The sequence below is a fragment of the Pararhizobium qamdonense genome (assembly GCF_029277445.1).
Taxonomy (GTDB): domain Bacteria; phylum Pseudomonadota; class Alphaproteobacteria; order Rhizobiales; family Rhizobiaceae; genus Pararhizobium; species Pararhizobium qamdonense.
On sequence record NZ_CP119566.1, the window covers coordinates 4,228,999 to 4,254,422 of the forward strand.

Annotated in this window: 19 protein-coding genes; 2 read left to right on the forward strand and 17 right to left on the reverse strand. The window is 61.4% G+C overall.

Features of this window, described 5'->3' with window-relative positions; genetic code table 11:
• Positions 1–86: 86 nt before the first annotated feature.
• From PYR65_RS20655 to trpS, 12 genes are all read right to left on the reverse strand, one after another.
• Positions 87–506: a helix-turn-helix domain-containing protein gene (locus PYR65_RS20655; RefSeq protein ID WP_060638122.1), complete on the reverse strand. Its 420-nt coding sequence runs from the start codon at positions 504–506 to the stop codon at positions 87–89.
• Positions 507–662: 156 nt separating this feature from the next.
• Positions 663–2,252, reverse strand: a complete 1,590-nt coding sequence (gene lnt, locus PYR65_RS20660) for an apolipoprotein N-acyltransferase (protein ID WP_276119330.1) — start codon at positions 2,250–2,252, stop codon at positions 663–665.
• 319 nt (positions 2,253–2,571) lie between these two features.
• Complete coding sequence (locus PYR65_RS20665) at positions 2,572–3,735, reverse strand: transporter associated domain-containing protein (protein ID WP_276119331.1); 1,164 nt, start codon at positions 3,733–3,735, stop codon at positions 2,572–2,574.
• Between the two features lie 12 nt (positions 3,736–3,747).
• Entirely contained in the window at positions 3,748–4,254 is a 507-nt protein-coding gene (gene ybeY, locus PYR65_RS20670) for an rRNA maturation RNase YbeY (RefSeq protein ID WP_276119332.1), read from the reverse strand.
• A 17-nt stretch (positions 4,255–4,271) separates the two neighbouring features.
• Positions 4,272–5,327, reverse strand: a complete 1,056-nt coding sequence (locus PYR65_RS20675) for a PhoH family protein (RefSeq protein ID WP_060638119.1) — start codon at positions 5,325–5,327, stop codon at positions 4,272–4,274.
• Positions 5,328–5,356: 29 nt separating this feature from the next.
• On the reverse strand, positions 5,357–6,757 hold the full coding sequence (miaB, locus tag PYR65_RS20680; RefSeq protein ID WP_060638184.1) for a tRNA (N6-isopentenyl adenosine(37)-C2)-methylthiotransferase MiaB: 1,401 nt from the start codon (positions 6,755–6,757) through the stop codon (positions 5,357–5,359).
• A gap of 93 nt (positions 6,758–6,850) precedes the next feature.
• Positions 6,851–7,639 (reverse strand): lysophospholipid acyltransferase family protein, encoded by a 789-nt coding sequence (locus PYR65_RS20685; protein ID WP_276119333.1) that lies wholly within the window; start codon positions 7,637–7,639, stop codon positions 6,851–6,853.
• A 141-nt stretch (positions 7,640–7,780) separates the two neighbouring features.
• Entirely contained in the window at positions 7,781–8,293 is a 513-nt protein-coding gene (locus PYR65_RS20690; RefSeq protein WP_276119334.1) for a GNAT family N-acetyltransferase, read from the reverse strand.
• A 1-nt stretch (position 8,294) separates the two neighbouring features.
• Positions 8,295–8,960, reverse strand: coding sequence for a tRNA (adenosine(37)-N6)-threonylcarbamoyltransferase complex dimerization subunit type 1 TsaB (gene tsaB / locus PYR65_RS20695; protein ID WP_276119335.1), 666 nt, complete (start codon positions 8,958–8,960; stop codon positions 8,295–8,297).
• 45 nt (positions 8,961–9,005) lie between these two features.
• Positions 9,006–9,572 (reverse strand): NifU family protein, encoded by a 567-nt coding sequence (locus PYR65_RS20700; protein WP_276119336.1) that lies wholly within the window; start codon positions 9,570–9,572, stop codon positions 9,006–9,008.
• A gap of 156 nt (positions 9,573–9,728) precedes the next feature.
• Entirely contained in the window at positions 9,729–10,220 is a 492-nt protein-coding gene (locus tag PYR65_RS20705) for a universal stress protein (protein ID WP_060638114.1), read from the reverse strand.
• 53 nt (positions 10,221–10,273) lie between these two features.
• Positions 10,274–11,341 (reverse strand): tryptophan--tRNA ligase, encoded by a 1,068-nt coding sequence (gene trpS, locus PYR65_RS20710; RefSeq protein ID WP_060638113.1) that lies wholly within the window; start codon positions 11,339–11,341, stop codon positions 10,274–10,276.
• Positions 11,342–11,760: 419 nt separating this feature from the next.
• Between trpS and PYR65_RS20715 the strand changes: the two genes are divergently transcribed.
• Entirely contained in the window at positions 11,761–12,243 is a 483-nt protein-coding gene (locus tag PYR65_RS20715; protein WP_060638112.1) for a YcbK family protein, read from the forward strand.
• Positions 12,244–12,246: 3 nt separating this feature from the next.
• Here the strand turns inward: PYR65_RS20715 and murJ are convergent, their stop codons facing one another.
• The 3 genes from murJ to mutS all read right to left on the reverse strand — a co-directional run bounded on the left by murJ (position 12,247) and on the right by mutS (position 19,524).
• Positions 12,247–13,839, reverse strand: coding sequence for a murein biosynthesis integral membrane protein MurJ (gene murJ / locus PYR65_RS20720; RefSeq protein ID WP_276119337.1), 1,593 nt, complete (start codon positions 13,837–13,839; stop codon positions 12,247–12,249).
• Positions 13,836–16,682: a [protein-PII] uridylyltransferase gene (locus PYR65_RS20725; protein WP_276119338.1), complete on the reverse strand. Its 2,847-nt coding sequence runs from the start codon at positions 16,680–16,682 to the stop codon at positions 13,836–13,838. The genes murJ and PYR65_RS20725 overlap by 4 nt, the downstream gene beginning before the upstream one ends.
• Positions 16,683–16,779: 97 nt before the next feature.
• Complete coding sequence (gene mutS, locus PYR65_RS20730) at positions 16,780–19,524, reverse strand: DNA mismatch repair protein MutS (RefSeq protein ID WP_276119339.1); 2,745 nt, start codon at positions 19,522–19,524, stop codon at positions 16,780–16,782.
• A gap of 102 nt (positions 19,525–19,626) precedes the next feature.
• Here mutS and PYR65_RS20735 point away from each other — a divergent pair, with 102 nt between their 5' ends.
• A complete protein-coding gene (locus PYR65_RS20735; RefSeq protein WP_276119340.1) occupies positions 19,627–21,912 on the forward strand; it encodes an NADP-dependent malic enzyme in 2,286 nt (761 codons plus the stop codon).
• A gap of 214 nt (positions 21,913–22,126) precedes the next feature.
• Here the strand turns inward: PYR65_RS20735 and PYR65_RS20740 are convergent, their stop codons facing one another.
• Both PYR65_RS20740 and PYR65_RS20745 read right to left on the reverse strand, forming a co-directional pair.
• Positions 22,127–23,005 carry a GNAT family N-acetyltransferase gene (locus PYR65_RS20740; protein WP_060638107.1) on the reverse strand — a complete coding sequence of 293 codons (879 nt, stop codon included), beginning with the start codon at positions 23,003–23,005 and terminating at the stop codon, positions 22,127–22,129.
• 93 nt (positions 23,006–23,098) lie between these two features.
• Complete coding sequence (locus PYR65_RS20745; protein WP_276119341.1) at positions 23,099–25,399, reverse strand: PAS domain-containing hybrid sensor histidine kinase/response regulator; 2,301 nt, start codon at positions 25,397–25,399, stop codon at positions 23,099–23,101.
• Positions 25,400–25,424: the final 25 nt, after the last annotated feature.

Sequence of the window (25,424 nt, forward strand, 5' to 3'; positions counted from 1 at the left end):
GAGGTCAAGGTGGCCCCTGGAATCCGGGCACAAAAAAAGCGGCACTGTCCGGCCGCTTTTTTTCATCTATGGATTGCAGCAGCCTATTATTCGGCTTCTGCTTCCGCTGCCAGTGCCTTGACGAGGTCCACCAGCTTGCGGCGTACCTTGGGATCGCCGATCTTGACGAAGGCGCGGTTCAGCTGAAGCCCTTCCGAGGACGACAGGAAATCGACCACGTAGTTGGAGCTTGAGGCTTCGGCCATGCCAGACGGACCGGTTGACGAATCGCCCGGTGCATCTTCGAAAAAGAAAGAGACCGGAACATTCAAGATGCTTGAAATGTTCTGAAGGCGGCTGGCGCCGACACGGTTCGTGCCTTTTTCATATTTTTGAATCTGCTGGAAGGTGATCCCGAGGCTCTCTCCGAGTTTCTCCTGGCTCATGCCCAGCATGGTACGGCGAAGGCGGATCCGGCTACCGACATGAATGTCGATAGGGTTCGGCTTCTTCTTGTTCTCTATCATAACGGTTTCCTAATAAGCGAAGTTTCAGTTGCTCCCATAACCTGGACACTTGCCGAGAGCAGACTACACGTCACGATGTGTAGCCGGGGCGGAAACCCCCCGAACATAGGTGAAGATCGATGGTGAGTGCCACTATGCAATTTTAGGGGTTTTTGGTCAATTCTCTCGCAGAATAAAACTTGCACGGGAAATAAGTGCTAAACCGAGCAGGAGGCACCCAATCAGGATTGCGTTCCTTTCCTGCTGCTCGTGGCTCATTAGCAAATCAAACTTTCCCGGCAAAAGTGTGTCCACGAAGCCCTTGGTTCCGAAGGGGAACCCGGTGACGATCTCTCCCCTGCCATTGATGACGGCGGATATCCCGGTATTGGCATCGCGGATGAGCGGCAGACCCGTTTCCACGGAGCGAACCCGCGCCTGTTGAAAATGCTGATAGGGGCCGGGCGTATTGCCGAACCATGCGTCGTTGGTGAGATTGAGCAAGGCATCGGCCTGAGATGCCTCGCGGCCGATTTCCTGAGGAAAAATAGCCTCATAGCAGATCAGTGGATAAAACGTCCGGCCACCTGGCAACGTCAACAGCGTCCGCGTTGCCGCAGCCGAAAAACCGCCGGGCATGGCGACCGTGTCGAGGCCCGCCGCCGACAGAAGGCTTTCCAGCGGCAGATATTCACCAAAGGGGACCAGATGGACCTTATCGGCCGCGCCGACGATCTGGCCGCGATCGTCGATGACGTAAATCGAATTGTAATAGCGCGGCGGCTGGCCGGCACCGCTGGCTTCGGCCCGTACTGCGCCGGTAATCAAAAGCTGGCCATCCTGCAGCACATCGGAAATTCGCAGCAGCGCATCCGGATTTTCGGTCAGGATGAACGGCACGGCGGTTTCCGGCCAGACGACGATATCCGGACGCTTGCCGCCATCGGCGGATGGCGCCTGCGTCAGCGCCAGATGCTCTTCAAAGATCGCCATGCGCTCGGCGTCGTCGATTTTCTGCGATTGATCGATCAAGGGCTGAACAAGCCGGATCGTCAGGGCGGGATCGGCCGGTGGCGGCAGTGGCTGTTCCAGCCGGTAATAGCCGTAGCCGAAATGGGCGGCGACCAGAACTACGGCAAGGCCCAACCCAAGGCTCAGCCCTTTGCGCGTGCCGATGAGTGCCGGCGCTGCGAAGACGAAGACAGCCAGCATATTGACGCCGGCAAGGCCGATCACGGACGCCGACTGCATCATCAGCGGAATCGGCATGGCGGCATAACCGATGGCATTCCAGGGAAAACCGGTCAAAACGAAGCTGCGCAGCCATTCAAACACGCCGAACGCAAAGGCGAGCGCTGCGATCCGGCCCATACCGTCAGTCCAAAGGATGCGGGCAATGGCCGTAGCGAACGCATAGAAGAAGGCCAGAAACGCCGGCACCCCGATCACCGCCAGCGGCACGGCCCAGGCAAATTCATCGGCTTCGACGAGAAGCGCATTACCCAGCCACCAGAGGCCGCCCAGAAAATAGCCGAAGCCGAAACACCAGCCGATCCAGAATGCCGGAAAACTGCGCCGGACGAACCCGTGGTCGGGATTGCCCGAGGCGCCGTCGATCAGCCAGACGAGAATGGGAAAAGAGAGAAACGGCGCGGCAAAAACGCCAAACGGAGGCAAAGCGAAAACGGCGATCAGACCGGCAACAAAAGCGACAAGCGCCCGGCGGGCGCCCGACAACAGCATGATCCTGCCCGCAAGCCACTCCATTCACATCCCCCAATCGGCGCAAGCCGCCACACGGGTTATCCGCGCGGCCGATCGAATCGCGCAGCAACCGTTCACCCCGAATCAACCGGGGGCAGTGTTCCAAAAAAGTGGCGGCTTGTCGTGCCCGGAAACGCCGTTTCGGCGGTTCTGGCGTGGGGTTAGAGCCTCGTGCGATCAATGAGGCGCATTCTGTTGCCTCAAATCGGCCGATCCACCAGAAGGATGGCGCAGGGCGATGCCGCCCCATCGGACAAGCCATCCGACGCAGTGGGCGGCCGATTTGAGGCAACAGAATGCGCCTCATTGATCGCACGAGGCTCTATCCCGTTTCGCGCAGCGAGGTCTCCGGCTGGGCGATTGGCGTTGCCTCGAATGGCAGATCCTCTTCGCCCTTTACTGGACGGCGGCGGGCCGGCGGGCGCTTGCGCACGATCCGCACGCGCTTCACGCGGCGCGGATCGGCATCCAGCACCTGGAATTCAAAGCCGGGAATGGCCTGAACCACCTCGCCACGGGCGGGAATACGGCCGAGCGCAGCAAAGACCAGGCCACCCAGCGTATCGACATCCTCAAGCTGCTCGCGCACATCGAAATCCGGCCCGATCGCAGCGGCAATCTCTTCCAGTTCGACGCGGGCATCGGCGACAAATACGTCATCCGAGGTTTTGGCGAACATCACTTCTTCATCGTCATGCTCGTCTTCGATATCGCCGACGACCATTTCAACGATATCTTCCAGCGAGGCGAGGCCATCGGTCCCGCCATATTCGTCGATCACCAGGGCCATCTGAATACGGGCGGCCTGCATGCGCTGCATCAGGTCAGAGGCATGCATGGATGGCGGCACGAACAGGACCTGCCGGATGATGCCGGCCTCTTCAACCGTCTTGGACAGATCGATACGGCCGAGATCGAAACCGGGCTTGGGCTGGCGCACCGGCTTCTCCGGCTTTTCCGCCGTGATCGCCGTCGCAGTTGCGGTCGAACGGCTGCCATTGCGCCGCTTGTTGCGGGCCTGCTTGGTCACATAGGACAGCAGGTCGCGGATATGGACCATGCCGCGGGGATCATCGAGGCTTTCGCTATAGACCGGCATGCGCGAGCGGCCGGATTCCTCGAAAATCACCATCAGTTCGGCAATGGTGATGCTGAGATCCACGGCCTCGATATCGGCACGCGGAACCATGACGTCCTCGACGCGGACTTCGCGGAAACGCAGGATATTGTTGAGCATGGCGCGTTCGGCCGGCGAAAAGGCCGTATCGCCATCGGCGCCACCTGTCATCAGCGCATCGGCAAGATCTTCACGAAGGCTGGAGGCATTGCCCGCACGCCAGATCCGGGCTGCACGGCTCCAGAAGGAGGAGCCCGACTTGCCGTTCTCAGGTTTCGGGGCGGTGCTACTACTGCCCGCTTCATCCTGACTGGAGGCTTCCGCCTCGTCTCTTACAACCGGGGCCGGCTGCGCTCTAAAATCGCTCATTGTTCCAAACTATCAAACGGGATCACTATCCCCATAGGGATCAGATAAACCAAGACCGGCCAAAATGCGAGTCTCAAGGCTCTCCATTCTTTCCGCATCACTCTCAATGAGGTGATCATAGCCGAAAAGATGCAGAAATCCATGCACCAGAAGATGGGTGAGATGCTCATCGAACGGCTTACCGAGATCGTCAGCCTCGCGCACCAGCGTCTCATAAGCAAGGATGATATCGCCGAGCATCGGCCCCGGCATCTTGCCGGGGGTCACCGGAAAGGCCGGGAATGACAGCACGTTTGTCGGCTTGTCCTGGCTGCGCCATTCCGCGTTGATCTCTCTGATCGACGCATCGTCGGTGAAAACCAGCGAGACTTCCGGCGGCATTTTTGGAAAAGGCTGCTTTTCCGCGCGCTTGAGAACATCGGCGCTTGCGCCAAGCACGCGCTCGCTCAGCGATAAAAGGTCCGTCTCGGAAGGCCATGAACCTTCCTCGACGCTGATCTGGATATCAAGGCTCGTCATGAATTGCTGCGTCCGCCTCAGCGGTCGCTCTGCTCGCTTTCATCATGCACGGCCGTCGTGGCCTCATAGGCGCGCACGATCCGGGCAACCATCGGATGGCGGACGACGTCGACGTCCTTGAAGCGGACGACCGAAACGCCTTCGACACCTTTCAGGATCTGCAGGGCTTCGACCAAACCGGACTTGACGCCGCGCGGCAGGTCGACCTGGCTTGGATCGCCCGTGACGATCATCCGGCCGTTTTCGCCGAGACGCGTCAGGAACATCTTCATCTGCATCGCCGTGGTGTTCTGCGCCTCGTCGAGGATGACGGCGGCATTGGCAAGCGTGCGCCCACGCATGAAGGCGAGAGGAGCGATTTCGATGACGCCGGCGGTGATTGCCCGTTCAACCTTGTCGCCCGGCATCATGTCATAGAGCGCATCGTAGAGCGGACGCAGATACGGATCGACCTTGTCCTTCATGTCACCCGGCAGGAAGCCGAGGCGTTCACCCGCTTCCACGGCCGGACGCGACAGCACGATGCGATCGACGGCGCCGCGTTCCAGGAGTTGTGCTGCGTGCGCGACCGCCAGATAGGTCTTGCCGGTACCGGCGGGACCGACGCCGAACACCAGTTCGGACCGCTCCAGCGCGCGCATATAGGCATCCTGCGTCGGCGTGCGGGCCGCAACGGTCTTCTTGCGCGTTGAAATCTGCGCGAGGTTCAGCTTGGCTTTCTTTTCCATGGTCGGCAACTGTAGCTGGTCATCGGCGGCAACCGCCATGCGGATGGCGCCTTCGACATCGGAGGATTCGACGGTGCTGCCGTTCTGCAGGCGGCCGTAGAGATAATCGAGCGCCCGGCGTGCCTGATTGGTGGCGACCACCTCACCCGAGATCGAAACGGAATTTCCGCGCGGCCGTGCATCGATATGCAGGCGCTGTTCGATCAATTTGAGATTTTGGTCAAACTGGCCAAACAGCTCGCTGGCGAACCGGTTGTTCTCAAATGTGAGCACGAAGTGATTGACGTCTGTCGCGGATGTTTTCGACTGGCGCGGCGAGGATGAAACCAATTCGTGTCCGTTCAAGCGGTCAGGCTCCTTGAGTTAGCGGTCCCTCAGCTTACCACTTCGGCAAACAGACTGTTAGGCCCCGCACCAGTGATTCGTACAGAAACAATGTCACCGATTTGCGATGCGTTTGCATCAACATTCACCGATTGCAGCCAGGGTGAACGTCCGATCAACTGTCCGGGCATCCGGCCGGGCTTCTCTAAAAGCAGGTCGATAGTCTTGCCGATACACTGTTGTGCAAATTCGTTTTGCTGTTTCAGCAACAAAGCCTGCAATCTTTCCAATCGCTTGGCCTTGACGTCCTCCGGCACCTGATCGCCGAGATCGGCGCCGGGAGTGCCTGGGCGGGTCGAATATTTGAACGAAAATGCCTGTGCATAACCAACGGTTTCGACGAGGCGCAGCGTGTCCTCGAAATCCTCGTCGGTCTCGCCGGGGAACCCGACGATAAAATCGCCCGACAGCGCCAGATCGGGTCTTGCCGCCTTGATGCGGGCGATCAGCGCGATGTATTCCGCCGTTGTATGGCGCCGGTTCATCGCCTTGAGGATACGGTTGGAGCCGGATTGGATCGGCAGATGCAGATAGGGCATCAGCTGCTTCAGATCGCGATGGGCCTCGATCAGGCTGTCATCCATGTCGCGCGGATGGCTGGTCGTATAGCGCAGACGGGCGAGGCCCTCGATCCGCGTCAAGCGGTGCAGAAGCTCGCCGAGCCCCCACTTCTCGCCGCCGGCGCCGGCGCCATGCCAGGCATTGACGTTCTGGCCGAGCAGGGTGATTTCGCGCACGCCGGCATCCACCAGCTTCTGCGCTTCGGCAACGATCTGCGCGACCGGCCGGGAGACTTCCGAGCCGCGCGTATACGGGACGACGCAGAAGGTGCAGAACTTGTCGCAGCCTTCCTGGACCGTGAGAAAGGCGGTGACGCCCCTTGCCTTCGTCTTTGCCTTGTCGGGCGCCGGCAGGTGCTCGAACTTGTCTTCGATGGCATAATCGGTTTCCAGCACCCGCTCGCCGCGCTGGACGCGCTTCAAGGCTTCGGGAAGCCGGTGATAGGTCTGCGGTCCGATGACGAGATCGACGGCAGGCGCGCGGCGCAGGATTTCGTCGCCCTCGGCCTGCGCAACGCAGCCGGCCACGCCGATCATCATCTCGCGGCCTTCGCCGGCCTTTTTCTTCTTCAGGTCCCGCAGCCGCCCGAGCGCCGAGTAAACTTTCTCGGCGGCTTTCTCGCGGATATGACAGGTATTCAACAGGACGAGATCGGCATCTTCCATGACGTCGGTCGAGACGTAGCCGTCTTTCGCCAGCGCATCCGTCATCCGGTCGGAATCATAGACGTTCATCTGACAGCCGTAGGTCTTCACGAAGACCTTGCGGACCGGCGGGCTTTCGAGAGCCATGTCAGGCTTTGCGGATAAAACGGCGATTTCCTGTGTCATGCCCGGTTCCATAGAGCATCAGGGCCTAAAATTGAAGCCCCAAGAGACCGTTCGAATTCGATGCGGCGGGGCTGCACTCGATCTCTTGACCGTTCAGCGGCCACGCAGCTTCAGGGCCAGCATTTCGCGGATGCTTTTTTCCACCTGGCGGCTGACGACCTTGCGGTTGCTCTGTGCCGTATAGGTGATCTGTTCGCCATAGATGACATCCACATCGACGGCGCCCTCATGCAGGATGCCGAGCAGATGCGGCCCGAGCGGAATGTCGCCGGGCCAGGCAGCGACCGGCCGGTGATATCTGCCCATCGGCATGCCGTGGATACCGGTATAGGCGATGGCGACGGGCTGGACGTGGACCGCGCCGGTCGGCGACAGCGGCACGGCGGCGGCGGCGGCACCAAACAGCGAGGTCTTGATCTCCAGAAGCCGGTTGCCGTCCGATGTCGTGCCTTCAGGAAACAGCACGACGATTTCACCATCGGCCAGGCGCTTGCCGATCTCGTTGACCTGATTGCCGGTGGTGCGCTTTTGCTCGCGCTCGATGAAGATGGTTGCCTGCAGCCGCGCCAGCACCCCGAAGACCGGCCAGGCCTTGACGTCGGACTTGGCGACGAACACCACATCGGCGATCGAGCCGAGAACGAGGATATCCTTCCAGCTGGCATGGTTCGACACCAGCATCAGCGGCCGCTGCGGGTCCGGCGTGCCATGCACCCGCACCCGGATGCCGACGAGACGGCAGGCCATGCGGTGCCACAGCCGCGGCAGCGTGCGGCGCTGCGGCACATCCAGCCAGAGAAAGAGGATCTGCACCGGGGCCATGACAAGGGTCGCAACAACGAGAATTGTCATGCAGAGCGCGACGCGCAGCCAATTGATCACGGGTTTCCCAATCCGGCATCTCGCATCACCGCCCGCAGCGAGGCGCAGCGGCTATCTGGATCTCTGCAGGGTGTGTCGGGATTGCAGCGCAAGCACGTCTCTCTTAAAAGGTCCGCTTCACATCAGCCGGTTCTAGCGGCTCTAACCAAGATCGAGGCGCATGACAAGGGCGCCGGTTTTGACGCCGTTCACTCCCTGATAATAGGCACGTCTTTCACCGACTTTGGCAAAGCCGAGTTTGCGGTAAAGAGCGACGGCTGCGGCATTGGTCTCGTCAACCTCAAGGAAAACCGCCTCGGCCGCCTGATCGCGCGCTTCGCGCAATGCCGCCCGCATCAGCCGCCAGCCGAGACCGAGCCGCGAAAACCGGGGATCGACGCCGATCGTCAGGATTTCCGCCTCACCGGCGGCAACCCGCGACAGGACGAAACCACCAACAAGCGGCTGGGTAATGAACGGCCGCGTATAGGCGTTGTTCTGGCGGGCGATGAAGCCGAAAACAGTGTTCTGGATCAGCAGCGAATGAAGCTCGCCATCGCTCCAGGCATGGGTGAAGCGCGATTTGTGGATGGCGGCGGCCTGTGGCAGATCCGCCGTTTCCAGGGCGAAGATTTCGAATTCAGGCTTGCGGGCGAAAAAGTCGGTGAGCGGCATCTTAGGCTCGCGCCACCGCAAAACCCGCCTGCGACTTGACGTCCGGGCCGCGCAGATAGAGCGGGCTGGGCTTGCCCTTCGACGGATCGGCTGCAGCACCGAGGCGCGCGACGAGGCGGATATCGGTGAGGTCCGTTTGTGCGATATTTTCCGGCGGCTGGTCCGTCAGATGCTTGGCGGCGGTGCCAAAGATGACGCCATCGAAATCGGCAAACAACCTTTGTGCTTCTGGAATTTCCAGCATCAGCGGTTCGCTGCGCGCCGTGCCATCCGCTTCAAAACTCTGGCAATAGAGTTCCTCGCGCTTGGCGTCGATCGTCGCCAAGATGGCGCGTCCGGGATTTGCCGCGCGGGCCGCTTCGGCAATGGCTGAAAGCGTCGTGACGCCCGCGGCGGGTACTCCAAGCGCCAGCGCAAACCCGCGCGCTGCAGCGACGCCGACACGGATGCCGGTAAAGGACCCCGGACCAACAGTGACGGCGATGCGGCCGATATCCGCCAGCACCTTGCCGCTTTCCGCCAGCGCCTTATCGATGAAGCCCATCAGCAGTTCGGCATGGCCACGGCCTATATCGGCACCGGCAGAAGCCAGAACCGTGTCGGTGCTATCGTCATAGACAGCAGCAAAACAGCCCGTCCCGGCCGTATCAATGGCCAGGACGATCATGATCGTTCAACTTTTAAGGTCAGTCGCGGCACTGAAAACGCTCGCTTAGACAGCTTCGACCGCCTGCACTTCAGGGATGAAATGATGCAGCAGGTTCTGCACGCCATGCTTCAGCGTCGCCGTCGAGGACGGGCAGCCGGCGCAGGCGCCCTTCATGTTGAGGAAGACCGTGCCATCGCGGAAACCCTTGAAGGTGATATCGCCGCCATCCTGGGCCACAGCCGGACGAACGCGGGTTTCCAGCAATTCCTTGATGGTCGCAACGATCGTCTCGTCGCCTTCCTCGAAGAACTCGCCGTCCTGGTCGCTTTCTTCAGCGCGGGTATGAACCGCCATGACCGGCTGGCCGGACATGAAATGCTCCATGATCGAGCCGAGGATAGCGGGTTTCAGGTGCTGCCATTCCTGCGCTTCCTTGGTGACCGTGATGAAATCATAGCCGAAATAGACGCCGGTGACGCCAGGGATCATGAACAGGCGTGCGGCGAGCGCCGATCCGGCTGCGGCCTCTTCCTCGTCGCGGAATTCCGCCGTGCCATTTTCCATCACCACCTTGCCCGGCAGGAATTTCAACGTGGCGGGGTTCGGCGTGGCTTCGGTCTGGATGAACATGTCTTTGCTCCGCGTCGGCCGGGATCGTGTTCAACCAGCCTGTTTAGAATTATTCAAAAGAATATAGGCGTTTTGACCGGCCGCATCAAGATGCATGGACCAGCGTTTGCGCCACTCCAGGATCAATTCCATTGATCCTGCACTCGATGGCACGGTTCAGCTCAGTGCGTCGATTTCCTCGTCTGTCAAAAGATCAGGAATGACCGTGACAGGAATTGGAAATGCGGCGGTCTTGCCGGCAATTGAAGAGACCAGCGGTCCCGGACCGTCCTTGGCCGAACCTGCGGCCAGAACCAGGATGGCGATGTCGCGGTCTTCCTCGATCAGGCCGTAGATCTGATCGGTCGCGCCACCTTCGCGGATCACCATTTCCGGCTCGATGCCGATCGTTTCGCGCACCGTCTGGGCGATCTTGGCCAGCGTCGCCTCGGCCTCGGCACGGGCCTCCGCCCGCATGATGCCCTCGACACCCAGCCATTGCTGGAAATCGGCATCAGCGATGACGTAGAGCAGCACGAGGCCGCCATTGGAGTTTTTCGCGCGCATGCCGGCATAGTGGACAGCGCGTCCGCATTCCGGGGTATCGTCGATCACCGCCATGAATTTGCGGCGGTGACCTTCCAGTCTTGAGAGTCGTGTTGAAACCATGCCGCGACTCTTACACCCGATATTTTTGGCTGCAAGGTTTCTTTTGCGGCGAATTATTGCAGAAAGCCGACGATCTCCCGGACCTGTTTCATCGTCACTTCCGCGCGCGCCCGCGCCCGCTCGCCGCCATCGCGCAGGATGCCGTCAATATGGGTGGTGTCGTCCATCAGGCGGCGCATTTCGCCCGAGATCGGAGCGAGAACGGTGACCGCGAGATCGATAAGCGCCGGCTTGAAGACCGAGAACTGCTGGCCGCCGAACTCTGCGAGAACCTCGGCTTTGGTCTTGTCCGACAGGGCAGCGTAGATGCCGACGAGATTGTCGGCTTCGGGGCGGCCCTTCAGGCCATCGGCTTCGCTGGGTAGCGCATCCGGATCGGTCTTTGCCTTGCGGATCTTCTTGGAGATCGTCTCGGCATCGTCCATCAGGTTGATGCGCGAGAGATCGGAGGCATCCGATTTCGACATTTTCTTGGTGCCATCGCGCAGCGACATGACGCGCGGCGCCGGGCCGCCGATCAGCGGCTCGACCATCGGGAAATAGGCATGTACCGGCTCTTCGCCGACCTTGATATCGATGCCGTAATCCGTCCGGCGGATATGATCGCCGAAGTCGATATTGAATTTCTGGGCGATATCACGGGCCAGTTCCAGATGCTGCTTCTGGTCGTCGCCGACGGGCACATGGGTGGCGCGGTAGACGAGGATATCGGCAGCCATCAGGCTCGGATAGGCAAGCAGCCCAAGCGACATCTGCTCGGCATTCTTGCCGCCGGACTTGTCCTTGAACTGGGTCATGCGTTCCATCCAGCCGATGCGGGCGACGCAATTGAAGATCCAGGCCAGCTCGGCATGCTGCGGCACGGCGGACTGGTTGAAGACGATATGCTTCGTTGGGTCGATCCCCGACGCGATGAAGGCGGCGGCGATCGAGCGGATCTGGCCGGGCATGTCCTCATGCACCAATTGCGCGGTGATCGCATGCAGATCGACGACGCAATAGATGCAGTCATTGTTTTCCTGCAGCGCCACGAACTTGCGGATCGCGCCGAGATAATTGCCGAGATGGAGATTGCCTGTCGGCTGGACGCCGGAAAAAACGAGCGGCTTGAAGTCTGACATCGTGTCCTCATTCGGGCTTGTGGAGGGCCCGGCCTCTGTTGCTGTTGGCGGGCTTATGCACATAGGCGCAGCGGCGATCAAGAGGCATGCGGCCCAGCCCGGTGGCTAAACTTGCCGATCGGAAGGCAAGCAACCGCCAAGACATTGAATCCAAAGATCCAAATTGGAATTTTTTACTCTAATATTCCCTGAAAATTAATAGGTAAGGCGGAAATACGGCATAGCTCTTTGGAGCTATCAGAAGAAAATTTCATAAAATTGCTTCATTTCGGATGAATTTGCCAATCCGTCACCACAACAAGGTTCCCAGCCGAGTTCACCCGGCTGTGACTGCGCGCAGCAATGGCGCGGCGAACCGACATTTGCATGCGCCCCGATCCACTCAGGACATCAAACGGGGCCATGCCAAAGGGATTGTCATGCGTAACCTATTCTCGCTCGCACTTGCGTGCCTGCTCGCCATCTCCAGTTTTGCCATCGCCGAAGCCCAGGACGACCGTCCGCGCAAAGTGAAGCTTCCCGTCCACCAGAGAACGACAGCCTATGCCGTGCAGACCGTATCGGTTAGAACCGGCTGCTTTTCACCGCGCCTTGAGGGCATTTTGGCGCATATTGCCGCAAAAACCGGGACCCGGCCGCTGGTAACCTCGGGCCACCGGCCTCAGGCGCACCGTTCCGGTTCGATGCACCGGTTTTGCCAGGCCGCCGATATCCGCGTGCCCGGCGTTCCGGAAAGCAAGATCCTTGCTGCGGCAAAGACCGCACCGGGCATTGGCGGTATCGGCCGCTATTGCAACGGCATTGTTCATGTCGATACCGGCGCGCGCCGCCACTGGACCCATTGCGGCAGATCGAAGGGACATTTCCTCAGCGCCAAGCGCCGCTCGGGAAAACGGGCCTGACGTCTAGATATCTTCTGGCGGCGGGACGCTTGCGGCACCCTTGCGCTTGATATTGCGCCGGATCATCGACAGATCCGCCCCGCCGATCAGGAAGGCGACCGTGAAATAGACGACGATCGAGACGCCGATGAGAATGCCAAGCGCGCCCAGCTTCGTCCAGAACGGCGATCCTGAGGCGAGCGACGCGGCAAAGACGCCGCGCAGATAATAGAGCACGCCGCCCATGATCGAGGCGGCAACGACCAGCAATGCGGCCCGGCGCACCAGAGCCCATTCCCAGACAAGATGACCGCGGCGCAGAAGCGTGACGAAGAGCAGGACAGTGCTGATCCACCCGGCCGTGGCCTCGGCAACAGCAATGCCCGGCGCGCCGAGACGCGGAAACAGCGTGATGGCGAGGGCGCAGTTGGCAGCGACCGAAATGGCGGAAAACCGCATCGGCGTCTTCGTATCCTCGCGCGCGTAGAAACCGGGCTGCAGCGCCTTGATCAGAACGAAAGCCGGCAGGCCGATGCCGTAAATGGCAAGGATCGAGCCGACGACGGCGGTATTGCCGGCATGGAAAGCGCCACGTTCGAACAGAACCCGGATGATCTCGTCGGAGAGGATCCAGAGCGCAAAGGCCGCCGGAATGGTCAGGAACAGCACGAACTCGATCGACCGGTTCTGCAGGCTTCCCGCCTCGCGCAAATGGCCGCCCTTCAGCGCGCGCGACAATTCCGGCAGCAGGACGACGCCGACAGCGACGCCGACGACCCCAAGCGGGAGCTGATAGATCCGGTCGGCATATTGCAAGGCCGCAATCGCGCCATCCTGGGCCGAGGCGATCGCCTGGCCGATCAGCTGGTTGATCTGGGTGATGCCGCCGGTAATCGCGGCGGGGACTGCGAGTATCAGCAGGCGTTTGACGTTGGGGGTTAAACGCGGAAATTTGAGGCCGATGCTCATGCCTGCATGACGCACGCCGAGATAGACGACACCAAGCTGCAGGATGCCGGCAACCAGCACGCCCCAGGACAGATACCAGGCGGTGGTCAACGGATCGGCGCCGGTATAGAGCGCGTAGGCGAGCGCGCCGATCATCACCACGTTGAGAAAAATCGGGGCGACGGCGGCAGCGAAGAAGTGATGCAGAGAATTGAGCATGCCGCTCATCATCGCCGTCAGCGACATGCACATAAGGTAGGGGAACATCACCATGGCCATGCGCACGGTGAGCGCTGATTTCTCAGCGTCATCGGCAAAGCCGGGCGCGATCACGAAGCGCACCAGAAGTGGCATCGACAGTTCCATCGCGATGGTGATCAGCAGCAGCACCGTGAACAGCACGCCGAACACTTCTTCGGAGAAACGCTTGGCGCCATCCGTACCGTTGGCCTCGATCTCCTTGGAAAAAAGCGGCACGAAGGCTGCGTTGAAAGCGCCTTCGGCAAACAGGCGGCGAAACAGGTTGGGAAACCGGAACGCCGCATAGAACACATCGGCCATCGGACCGGTTCCAAGTGCGGCCGCCATCAGCATTTCGCGGGCAAACCCGAAAATGCGGCTGCCGAGCGTGGCGCCACCGACGGTCATGAATTTCTTGACGAGGCTCATGATTCCGCCTTGGCTTTTTTCGCACCGGTGACGGAGCGGGTATGTTGCGGCGCGATCATGCCGGATGGCATGCGGTCGCGCATCTCGTCCGCCTCGTCCGACATCACGGCTTTGAGCCGCGCTATGATATTGCTCTGGCGGCCTTCATTGGTGATCTTCTGGCCCACGAGGTCGGTGACATAGAACGTATCGATGACTTTTTCGCCGAATGTGGTGATATGCGCGGAGGCGATGTCGAGCGACAGGTCGGAGAGCACGGCGGTGATTTCCGAAAGCAGGCCGGTGCGGTCGAGGCATTCCACCTCGATGACGGTGAACTTGTTGGACAGGCTGTTGCTGATGGTGACGGCCGGCGGCACGGTGAAGGCCTTGTTGCGCTTGCGGTGTTTCGTGCGGCTGGCGATCACTTCCGGCAGGCGCTTCTTGCCCGACAGCACGTCCTCGATCATCTTGCCGATGCTCGCTGCCCGGCGCATCTCGTCGTCATCGACCGGAAATTCGCGGGTGATCAGGATCGTATCCAGAGCCCGGCCGTCGGACGTTGTAAAAATCTGCGCGTCGACGATATTGGCACCGGCCGCAGCACAGGCGCCGGCGATGACAGCCAGCAGCCGCGGATGGTCCGGCGACAGGATCGTGATCTCGGTGATGGCATGGAACTGGTGCGTCCGCACCATCGTCGCCAGAGCCCGGCCGGCCTTGTCGGCCTCGCGAATGAAGCGGGCGTGGCGCAGCTGGTCTTCGAGCGGCACGGAAAGAAGATACGGCTGGTAGTGCAGCTTGGTATAGGTCTTGCGGTCCTTCTGGCTCCAGTCGGACAGCGCATCGAACAGCACGTCGGCGGCATGCGCCGCACGTTCCTTGCGCGGCAGATCAGAAAAGCCGCCCGACAGCAGCAATTCGGTCTCATAATAAAGCGTGCGCAGCAGCTGGCCCTTCCAGCCGTTCCACACACCGGGTCCGACGGCACGGATATCGGCGATCGTCAGGATCAGAAGCATTTTCAGGCGGTCGAGCGACTGTACCTTTTCGGTGAAATCGATGATCGTCTTGCGGTCGTTGAGGTCGCGCGTCTGCGCCACCATCGACATGGTCAGATGCTCTTCGATCAGCCACGCCACCGTTTCGGTCTGCTTAGGCGTCATGCCGAAGCGCGGGCAGAGCTTGCGGGCGACCTTGGCACCGGCGGTCGAATGATCCTCCGGGCGGCCCTTGGCGACGTCGTGCAGGAGAACGGCGACGAACAGGGCGGTGCGGTCCTCGACACCCGGCATCAGCTTGACGGCAAGCGGATGCAGTTCCTCGTCGCGGCCCTGATCGATACGCGACAGCACATCGACGGCGCGGAGCAGATGCTCGTCCACCGTATAGTGATGATACATGTTGAACTGCATCAGCGAGACGATCTTGCCGAATTCGGGAATGAAGCGGCCGAGCACGCCGGCCTCGTTCATCCGGCGCAGGATGAGTTCCGGATTGCGCTTCGACGTCAGCATCGACATGAACAGGCGGTTCGCCTCCTCATTGTCGCGCACGGCGGGCGTGATCAGGGCGAGCGAACGCGTCACCTGTTTCAAGGCCGCCGGATGAAACTCCAGCCCGTTGATATCGGCGACATGGAAGATGCGGATCAGGTTGACCGGGTCGCGCTTGAAGATATCGGGGCTGGCCAGCGCGATACGGCCGCCGTCATCGACGAATTCCAGCGTGCCGGCGATCTTGCGCACGCGGTGGGTGAAGCGGCTGAGCGCTGCGGTGAAGCCGGGAAGCTGCTTGGCCTGCTGGTCTTCCAGCGCTGCGCAGAAAATGCGGGTGAGATCGCCGACATTCTTCGCCACCAGGAAATAGTGCTTCATGAAGCGTTCGACGGCGGTCATGCCGGGGTGATCGTGATAGCCGAGGCTTTCGGCAATCTCGCGCTGGATATCGAAGGACAGCCGCTCTTCCGCCTTTCCCGTTAGAAAATGCATGTGGCAGCGCACCGCCCAGAGAAAATCGTCGGCTTTTTGGAAGAGCTGGTATTCCTGGCGCGAGAGAACGCCGAGCTTGATGAGATCGGCGGAATCCTTCACCCGGTAGAAATATTTGGCGATCCAGAACAGCGTGTGGATGTCGCGCAGGCCGCCCTTGCCTTCCTTGACGTTCGGCTCGACCAGGTAGCGGGTGTCGCCCGCCTTGCGGTGCCGCTCGTCGCGCTCGGCGAGCTTGGCGGCGATGAAGTCGGGGCCGGTATTCTTGACGATTTCGCTGTCGAAGCGGATTTCCAGCTCCTCGGTCAGTTCCTTCGAGCCGCAGATATAGCGGGTTTCGAGGATCGCCGTGCGGATGGTCATGTCGCTGCGCGACAGCCGGATGCACTCCTCGATGGTACGCGTGGCATGGCCGACCTTGAAGCCGAGATCCCACAGGATATAGAGCATGAACTCGATGGCGGGCTCGGCCCAGACGGCTTTCTTCACCGGCAGCAGGAAGAGAAGATCGATATCGGAGCCCGGCGCCAGCGTGCCACGGCCATAGCCGCCGACGGCGGTGACGGCGATGCGGGTGGAGGGCTGTGCGTGGGCGGCGTCGAACACCTCGTTCAGGACAAAATCGTGGAGGACTGTAATCAGCTGGTCCTGCAGCCAGGAAATCCGCTCGGCGCATTTCAAGCCGCTGCCGTCTTCCAGCAACAGTTCGCGCGCCTTTTCGCGACCGGCCAGATTGGCCTGCTTGAACGCCGCCAGAAGCGCCTGGCGCATCATGTCGCGATGTTCCGCATGCGCCGAAGCGATGAAACTGCACTTGGCCCTGAGTGCCGGGACATTCAGGATATCGGGAAATGACGTTTCGTGCTTGGTCATCAAAGGCCGACCGTCTTCCTGTCCGGCGGGCTCTGCGAGCCGCTGCTTGTGCATGCGCTATAGACCTTTTGTCAGAGAGCCGACAAGAGACTAGAGCTCAAGAATTGCCAAGTTGTTTCTTCAGCGCATAAAGCGCATCCATGGCTTCCCGTGGGGTCATATCATCGGGATTGAGGCTTTTCAAAGCTTCTTCGACCTTGGATGGACCTGCCTTGACGCGCTCCTCGCGGCGGATGGCCACCTGGAACAGGGGCAGGTCGTCGATCAGTTGGCTGGCCGGGTTCTTGCGGTCGGCGTCCTCCAGCTTTGCCAGCACGTCCTTGGCGCGGGCAACGACGGAGGCCGGCAGCCCCGCAAGGCGGGCAACCTGGATGCCATAGGAACGGTCGGCAGCGCCAGGACCGACCTCGTGCAGGAAAATCACGTCGCCATCCCATTCCTTGACGCGCATCGTCGCATTCGACAGGCGCTCGAGCTTTTCGGACAGAACCGTCAGTTCATGGAAATGCGTGGCGAACAGGCCCCGGCAGCGGTTGCCCTCGTGCAGATGCTCGACGGACGCCCAGGCGATCGACAGGCCGTCGAACGTCGCGGTACCGCGGCCGATTTCGTCGAGGATGACGAGCGAGCGATCCGTCGCCTGGTTGAGGATCGCTGCCGTTTCGACCATTTCGACCATGAAGGTGGAGCGGCCCCGGGCAAGATCGTCGGACGCGCCGACGCGGGAAAACAGCCGATCGACAATACCGATATGGGCCGATGTCGCGGGCACGAAGGCGCCCATCTGCGCCATGATGGCAATCAGCGCGTTCTGGCGCAGGAAGGTCGATTTACCACCCATATTGGGACCCGTGAGCAGCCAGATCGCCCCATCTCCCTCGCCGTCATGCGGCGACAGATCGCAGGCATTGGCAACGAAGGCGGCGCCGGACTGACGGCGCAGCGCCTGCTCGACGACCGGATGACGGCCGCCGTCGATGGCAAACATTTTCGAGGTATCGACCAGCGGGCGGCAATAGGCCTGCTCCTCGGCCAGCGTCGCGAGCCCGGCGGACACATCCACCACCGCCAGCGCAAGCGCTGCCGCCTTGATCGCTTCCGCTTGCGCAACCACCATGGCCGACAGCCTGTCAAAGGCTTCTAGCTCGATGGTCAGCGCCCGGTCGGCCGCATTGGCAATCTTGGTTTCGAGGTCCGAGAGTTCCGTCGTGGTGAAGCGCATCGCATTCGCCATCGTCTGGCGATGGATATAGCGGGCCTTGGCTTCCGGGCTGTCGGTCATCGGCCCGGCATTGCCCTGCGTCACCTCGATGAAATAACCGAGCACATTGTTATATTTGATCTTCAGCGATTTGATGCCGGTTTCCTCGGCATAATCGAGCTGCAGGCCAGCGATCACCCGGCGGGACTGGTCGCGCAACGCCCGCATCTCGTCGAGTTCGGGGCTCGCGCCATCGCGCAGGAAGCCGCCGTCGCGCTTCAGCAAAGGCAGTTCGTCGCCGAGAATGGCCGCCAGTTCTGCGACCATATCCTGCGGCAGCGCCTTGACCGCTTGACACGCGGCATCCAATTCCGCCGACCGATCGCCACGGCCCAGCAGGCCGGCAACCTCGACTGAAGACTGGCAGCCGGCCAAAATGCTGCCGAGATCGCGCGGACCGCCACGGCCGAGCGACAGGCGCGACAGAGCGCGCGGCATGTCCGGCACGTGTTTCAACGCGGCACGCAGGTCGCTGCAGAAGGACGGCTGATCGGCAAGCGCCGAGATGGAATCGAGCCGGGCGTTGATCCGTTCGGGATCGGTCAGCGGCGACATCAGACGCTCGGCGAGCAACCGGGCGCCGCCGCCGGTCACGGTGCGATCCAGCGCCTTCAGCAGCGTTCCGTTGCGGTCGCCGGACTGGGTTTTGACCAGTTCGAGATTGGTGCGCGTGGCCGGGTCGATGAACAGGGTGGAGGCAGCACTCTCGCGTTCCGGCGCACCGAGCGGCGGCCGTTCGGCAAACTGGGTCTTTTCGACATAGGAGATCGCAGCCGATGCGGCGGCCAGTTCGGCGCGCGAGAAGCTGCCGAAGCCATCGAGCGTTTTCACGCCGTAATAGCGGGTGACGCGGTTTTCCGCCGTGGCGCTGTCGAACAGGACGGCCGGCTGCGGAACCGCGACGCGGCCGAGAATATCGATGACCGGGCGCATTTCCGGATCGTGAAAGACCGTGTCGGCTAGGATCAGCTCGCGCGGCTCGATGCGCAGGATATCGGCCAGAAGCCGCGTCTCGGTGGTTTCGGCCAGCCGGAAGACGCCGGTGGAAATATCGATCCAGGCCAGCGCGATGGCCGGTTCATTGCCGCCGCGAATGCGGGCAAGCGCCATCAGATAGTTCGATTCCGATGGCGACAGCAGCTTGTCTTCGGTGATCGTGCCGGGGGTGACGAGGCGCACGACATCGCGTTTGACGACCGATTTTCCGCCGCGCTTCTTGGCTTCCGCCGGATCCTCGACCTGTTCGCAGACGGCGACACGGAAGCCGAGACCGATCAGCTTTTGCAGATAATCATCGGCGGCATGAACCGGCACGCCGCACATCGGGATGTCCTGGCCGAGATGCTGGCCGCGCCGGGTCAGCGTGATGCCAAGCGCCCGCGAGGCTTCGACCGCGTCCTGGAAGAACAGCTCGTAGAAATCGCCCATGCGGTAGAACAGCAGCGAATCCGGGTTGTTCGCCTTGATCTCGATGAACTGTTCCATCATCGGAGTGGCCGTGGCGCGGCTCTCCTCCGTCGCCAGTTGAACGGCGGTGAGAACCTCGGGACTGCGGGTGATCGGCTCGGGAACAAAAGTCATGGTGGTCCTAAAAAAGTGGTGCCACACTATCCACGCGCGTTTATAGAAGACAACACCAAAGCGGCTGTGGAGAGCCGTCGCCCACAACAGGTTGGAGAACCCATGGCTGAAAATGAGAAGAGCAGTCGCAGCGCAACCAGCGTAACGGACCAGGAAGCCCTCGATTTCCACTCGCAGGGCCGGCCCGGAAAACTGGAGATATCGCCGACCAAGGCGATGGCGACGCAGCGCGACCTGTCGCTTGCCTATTCGCCGGGCGTGGCCGTGCCGGTCAAGGCCATCGCCGCCGACCCCTCCAAGGCCTATGACTATACGACCCGCGGCAACATGGTCGCCGTCATTTCCAACGGCACGGCCATTCTCGGCCTTGGCAATCTCGGCGCGCTTGCCTCCAAGCCGGTAATGGAGGGCAAGGCGGTGCTCTTCAAGCGGTTTGCCGATGTCGATTCGATCGACCTTGAAGTCGATACGGAAAATGTCGACGAGTTCATCAATTGCGTGCGCTTCCTCGGCCCCTCCTTCGGCGGCATCAACCTGGAGGACATCAAGGCGCCGGAATGTTTCATCATCGAGCAGAAGCTGCGCGAAGTGATGGATATCCCGGTCTTTCACGACGACCAGCATGGTACCGCGATCATCGCCGCTGCCGGCCTGATCAACGCGCTGACGCTGACCGGCCGCGACTTCAAGACGACCAAGCTTGTCTGCAATGGCGCGGGTGCGGCAGCGATTGCCTGTATCGAGCTGATCAAGTCGATGGGGTTCAATCCCGCCAACATCATTTTGTGCGACACCAAGGGCGTGATCTACCAGGGCCGCACCGAGGGCATGAACCAGTGGAAATCGGCGCATGCGGTGAAAACCGACCGCCGCACACTGACGGAAGCCATGGACGGCGCCGATGTGGTGTTCGGTCTTTCGCAGAAGGGCGCATTGTCGGAAGAAATGATCCGCTCGATGGCGGACCGGCCGATCATCTTTGCGATGGCCAATCCGGATCCGGAAATCACCCCTGAAGAGGTCGCGCGCATCCGCGACGATGCGATCATGGCGACCGGACGCTCTGACTATCCCAACCAGGTCAACAATGTCCTCGGCTTCCCCTATATCTTCCGTGGCGCGCTCGACGTGCATGCCTCGACAATCAACGAGGCGATGAAGATCGCCGCCGCGCAGGCGCTGGCAAGCCTTGCCAAGGAAGACGTGCCGGATGACGTCGCCGCCGCCTACCAGGGAAACCGGCCGCGCTTCGGGCCGCAATATATCATTCCGGTGCCGTTCGATCCGCGCCTGATCTCGGCCATTCCGGTTGCGGTTGCCAAGGCAGCGATGGAAAGTGGCGTTGCCCGCAAGCAGATCCCCGATCTTGCCGCCTATGGACGGCAGCTGTCTGCCCGCCGTGACCCGATCGCCTCGACGCTGCAGCGGATATACGAGCGCGTTCGCCGCCAGCCCAAGCGAATCGTCTTTGCCGAAGGCGAAGAGGTGCAGATGATGCGCTCGGCTCTCGCCTATGCCAACCAGGAACTCGGCACCGCTATGCTGCTTGGCCGCGAAGACCGGATGCGCGAAACGGCGGAGCGCGAAGGCATCGATCTCGACCGGCCGGGCATCCAGCTCGTCAATGCCCGCATTTCCAAGCGTACCGGCGCCTACACGGACTATCTCTACGCGCGGCTGCAGCGGCAGGGCTACCTGTTTCGCGACGCCCAGCGCCTGATCAACAACGACCGCAACCATTTCGCCGCCTGCATGGTGGCGCTGGGTGACGCCGATGGCATGGTGACGGGCATTACCCGCAACTATTCCACGGCCCTTGAGGACGTGCGCCGCTGTATCGATCCGAAGCCCGGTCACCGGGTCATCGGCGTATCGCTGGCGCTCTGCCGAGGCCGCACGGTGCTGGTTGCCGATACCGCCGTTCATGATATGCCGTCTGCGGACGAACTGGCCGATATTGCCGAGGAGGCTGCGGGTCTTGCACAACGTCTCGGCTACGTGCCGCGCGTGGCGCTCCTCGCCTATTCGACCTTCGGCCACCCGTCCGGCGAACGCTCCGAGCGGGTGCGTGAAGCGGTCAAGCTGCTCGACAAGCGCCGGGTCGATTTCGAATATGACGGTGAAATGGCAGCCGATGTGGCGCTGAATGCCAAGGTGATGGAGCAATATCCGTTCTGCCGCCTGTCGGGCCCGGCCAATGTTCTGGTCATGCCGGCTTTCCATTCGGCATCGATCTCGACCAAGATGCTGCAGGAGCTGGGTGGATCGACCGTGATCGGCCCGTTGCTCGTCGGCCTCGACAAGTCGGTCCAGATCGTCTCGATGTCGGCCAAGGATTCCGACATCGTCAACATGGCTGCCCTTGCTGCGCATAACGCCAATAGCTAAGCCAAGTCTCTGACATGAAAGAACCCGCCTGGACAAAATCCAAGGCGGGTTCTTTTTTTCTCGCAATATCAGACTTGATGAAAAATACCCAAGTTCAATACCCGGCACGCTGCATTTGACACCGCATCAACAAGCCACCATCAACATGCAACGTGTATTAATATTTGCTAAATTATGTCAAGTTAACTTACTGTAATCTTTGGATCCCGAGCCGTCAGCTCGCGAAACGGCCGGCATCGGCGCCGTAATAATTCAGGTAGCGGCCGGAAATATTGGTGATCGGCAAAACGATCAGCACGTCGGTGGTGCGGAACGCGTGATCGACCACGGCACCGTTTCCAACCATGGCGCCGAGCCGCATATAGCCCTTGATCAGCGGCGGCAGGGCGGCCAGCGCCTTGCGCATGTTGATCGCTTCGACCGGCATCAGGTCCATGGTGCGGAACAGTTCCGGACGGGCGGACACGTCCCACTCGCCGCGCACGACCATGTTGTGATGCAGGAAGGACAAAGCCAATGCGTGCTCTTCAGGAATGACGCCCGGAAACGAGCCGCAGCCGAACATGGCATCGACGCCATATTTCAACGCATAGGCCCAGTTTCCCTGCCATAGAAGCTCGACGGTGCGCTTGGTGCGATATTCCGGCAGAACGCAGGAACGGCCAAGCTCCATAAACTTCTTGTCTGGATGACGCTCCAACAGCGCGCCGACCGAAAACTCCGAAGCCGAATAAAAGCCGCCGGTGCGGGCCGCTACATCCTGGCGCAGAAGTCGGTAGGTTCCAACAATCTGGTCTTCCGGGTCACCCTCGATCGCGGTGTCGAGCACGAGAAGGTGATCGCAGACCAGATCCCAGGCATCGGCATCGCGCTTGCGGCGGTCGGCCTCTTGCGGAATCTGCGCCTTCATTTCCTCGACAAACACCCGGTAGCGAACAGCCTGCGCGGCATCGATCTCGGATGCGTTGCGGGCAAGCCGTGTCTCCAGGTTGCCGATACGGCCAAGTATGTCATGCGCCGGAGCATTGACGCCCCGGACACGGGTTTGCGGCTGCTCAGCCACCACAACCAGATCCAGAGTTTCGATTGTCATCGTACGTCATCCTAGTCGCTTTGATCCTGTCCGGCTTAAACCATGTTTCTGCGACAGGATAGTGACATCGGGCACCCAAGAAAACCGTCAAAATCACGGGGAAAGCAGCCGGTCAATCTCGGCGGTCAGCGCCTTCGGATCGGCGGGTTTGGACAGGACGGCGCTTGCTCCAGCACTCAGGAGTTTCCGGCGCATATCGGGCTGCGTATCGGATGTCAAAATGATCACCGGAACGGGCTTTACGCCTTCCTGGCGCTCATGCTGGCGCAGGCGCTCCAGCATCGACAGACCGTCGCCACCCGGCATGTTCAGATCGCTGATGATCAATTCTGGGGTGATGCGGGCGCCAGCCGGCGCGTCGAACAAGGTGACGGCAAGTGCGCCGAAATCATCGACAACCCGGACAGTGTGGCCGGCCCGCTCCAGAACCGAGCGCACCATGAAGGCATTGACCGGATCATCCTCAGCCAGAAGCACACCGCCTTCGGCCGGCCTGTCGCGCAGCGCCGGAACCTCGCGCAGCATCGGGCGGTTGTCGTTGAAGGCGTCTCGCACTTCCATTCCTTTCATGCGGCCGCGCAGAACCTCGACCAAAGACTTTTCCCGCAGCGGCCTGATCAGCCAGGCATCGTAACCGTCCATCTGGTTGATCTGCCGGCCGTTTCGGGCTTCAGGATTGATCAGATAGGTCTTGCGGAGCTGTTGCTGCTCCAGGCTCGGAATATGCGCCAGCAGCCGGCGGAACTGCGCGGCATGGCGGTGATCGACGATAATGTCGGTCAGCGGCAAGCCCATCGACAGCGCCTTTACGGCCGCCGCCTGTGCGCCCTCCAATGTCTCGGCGCGCTCGCAGGAGCCCCCGAGCGTCCGGATCGTCGCAGACAGCGCAGCGGACGCCGGACCGGCCGGTGCCATGACCAGCACGCGCGACATGCCCAAAACGTCTTTTCTGGCCAGCGAAGCGGTGGACAGATCGCAACCGAGGGCCGGAAAGCGGATCTGGAACGTACTGCCGGTGCCGGGAATGCTGGACAGGGTCAGGGAGCCGCCGTGCTCCTCCATGATCCGCCTGGAAATGGCAAGGCCGAGGCCTGCGCCACCGGCGCGCTGGGCATGGGTGCCCGCTTGCTCGAATTCATCGAACACCCGCGCCTGCTCGCGCGCGTTCATGCCGGGGCCGCTATCATCGACGCTGATGACGATCGTCTCGCCCTCCCGCGCGGCGCCGACGAGAACGCCGCCGGTATGGGTGAACTTGACCGCGTTGCCGACGACGTTGAACAGCACCTGGCGCAGGCGGGCGGCGTCAAAATCCATCAGGCCCGGCACATCGGCAGCGATCGTGGCGCCGATCTCGATGCCCTTTTCATGCGCCCGGTGCGACAGCATCTCGACGACGCTTTCGATGGTTTCGCGCAACGGTTCCGGCGCCGGGCGCAGCTGGAACCGGCCGGCCTCGATCGAGGAGAAATCCAGGAGGTCATCGACCAGTTGCACCAGCGCATGGCCCGACTGGCGCATGCCGGCCAGATAGTTCTTTTGCTCGCTCGTCAGCCGCGTCTGGCTGATCAGATGGCTCATGCCGAGAATGCCGGAGAGCGGCGTGCGGATTTCGTGGCTGACGGTGGCCAGCAGCCGCGATTTCGCCTGGCTGGCATGTTCGGCGCGGCGGCGGGCTTCCTCGCTTTCGCGGGCAATCCGGCTTTCCTCGGTGACATCGCGGGCAATGCTGTGCAGCATGAAGGTACCGCTTGCCGGCTCGCGGGCGATCACGTCATGCCAGTCGAATATTTTCGTTCCTGCATCGGTCGCGATGCGGACGCGGTAGCGATGGGGGGCCGATGCCGGCTCGAACTCGATCCCCAGCGCTTCGCACGTACGTCCCTCCGGCTTCAGCCACCCGGTCATCCGGCAAAACACCGAATTGGCCTGGACGATCTTGCCGCCCGGCTCGCGGATGATGGCGATATCGCCCAGCGCGTCATGAATGGTGGAAAGAAGCTGCGACGTCTCGCTGCGCTCCCAGCGGCTATCGCTGGCCTTTTCTTCCCGCAGCCGTCCCCTCGCCGCAGGTAGCGTGCTCGCCCGGTACCAGTCCTTGAGAAGCAGGGCAGCACCGCTGACACCGGCCACGGCGAGCCCCGCCGAAAGCAGATAGAACCCGGCATCGATGCCGGTGCCCAGAATGGCGGCGGACCCCAGAAGCCCGGCACCGGCCAAAGCCGGTTTCAAAGCCGCATGACGCTCTTTTGGCGCGCTGAACCCCTCTTCCGGCTCCAGCGAATGCGGATCATCGGCCAGGGGCATTTCGGACGCACGCCGGCTTGCCAGCGTCCGCTTCGGCGCGCTGAACTCGGTGGCAATCCGTTTTCTCAGGTTTGGCAGGTCGCTCATGACGCTTGGCCTAGCATGACAAGCG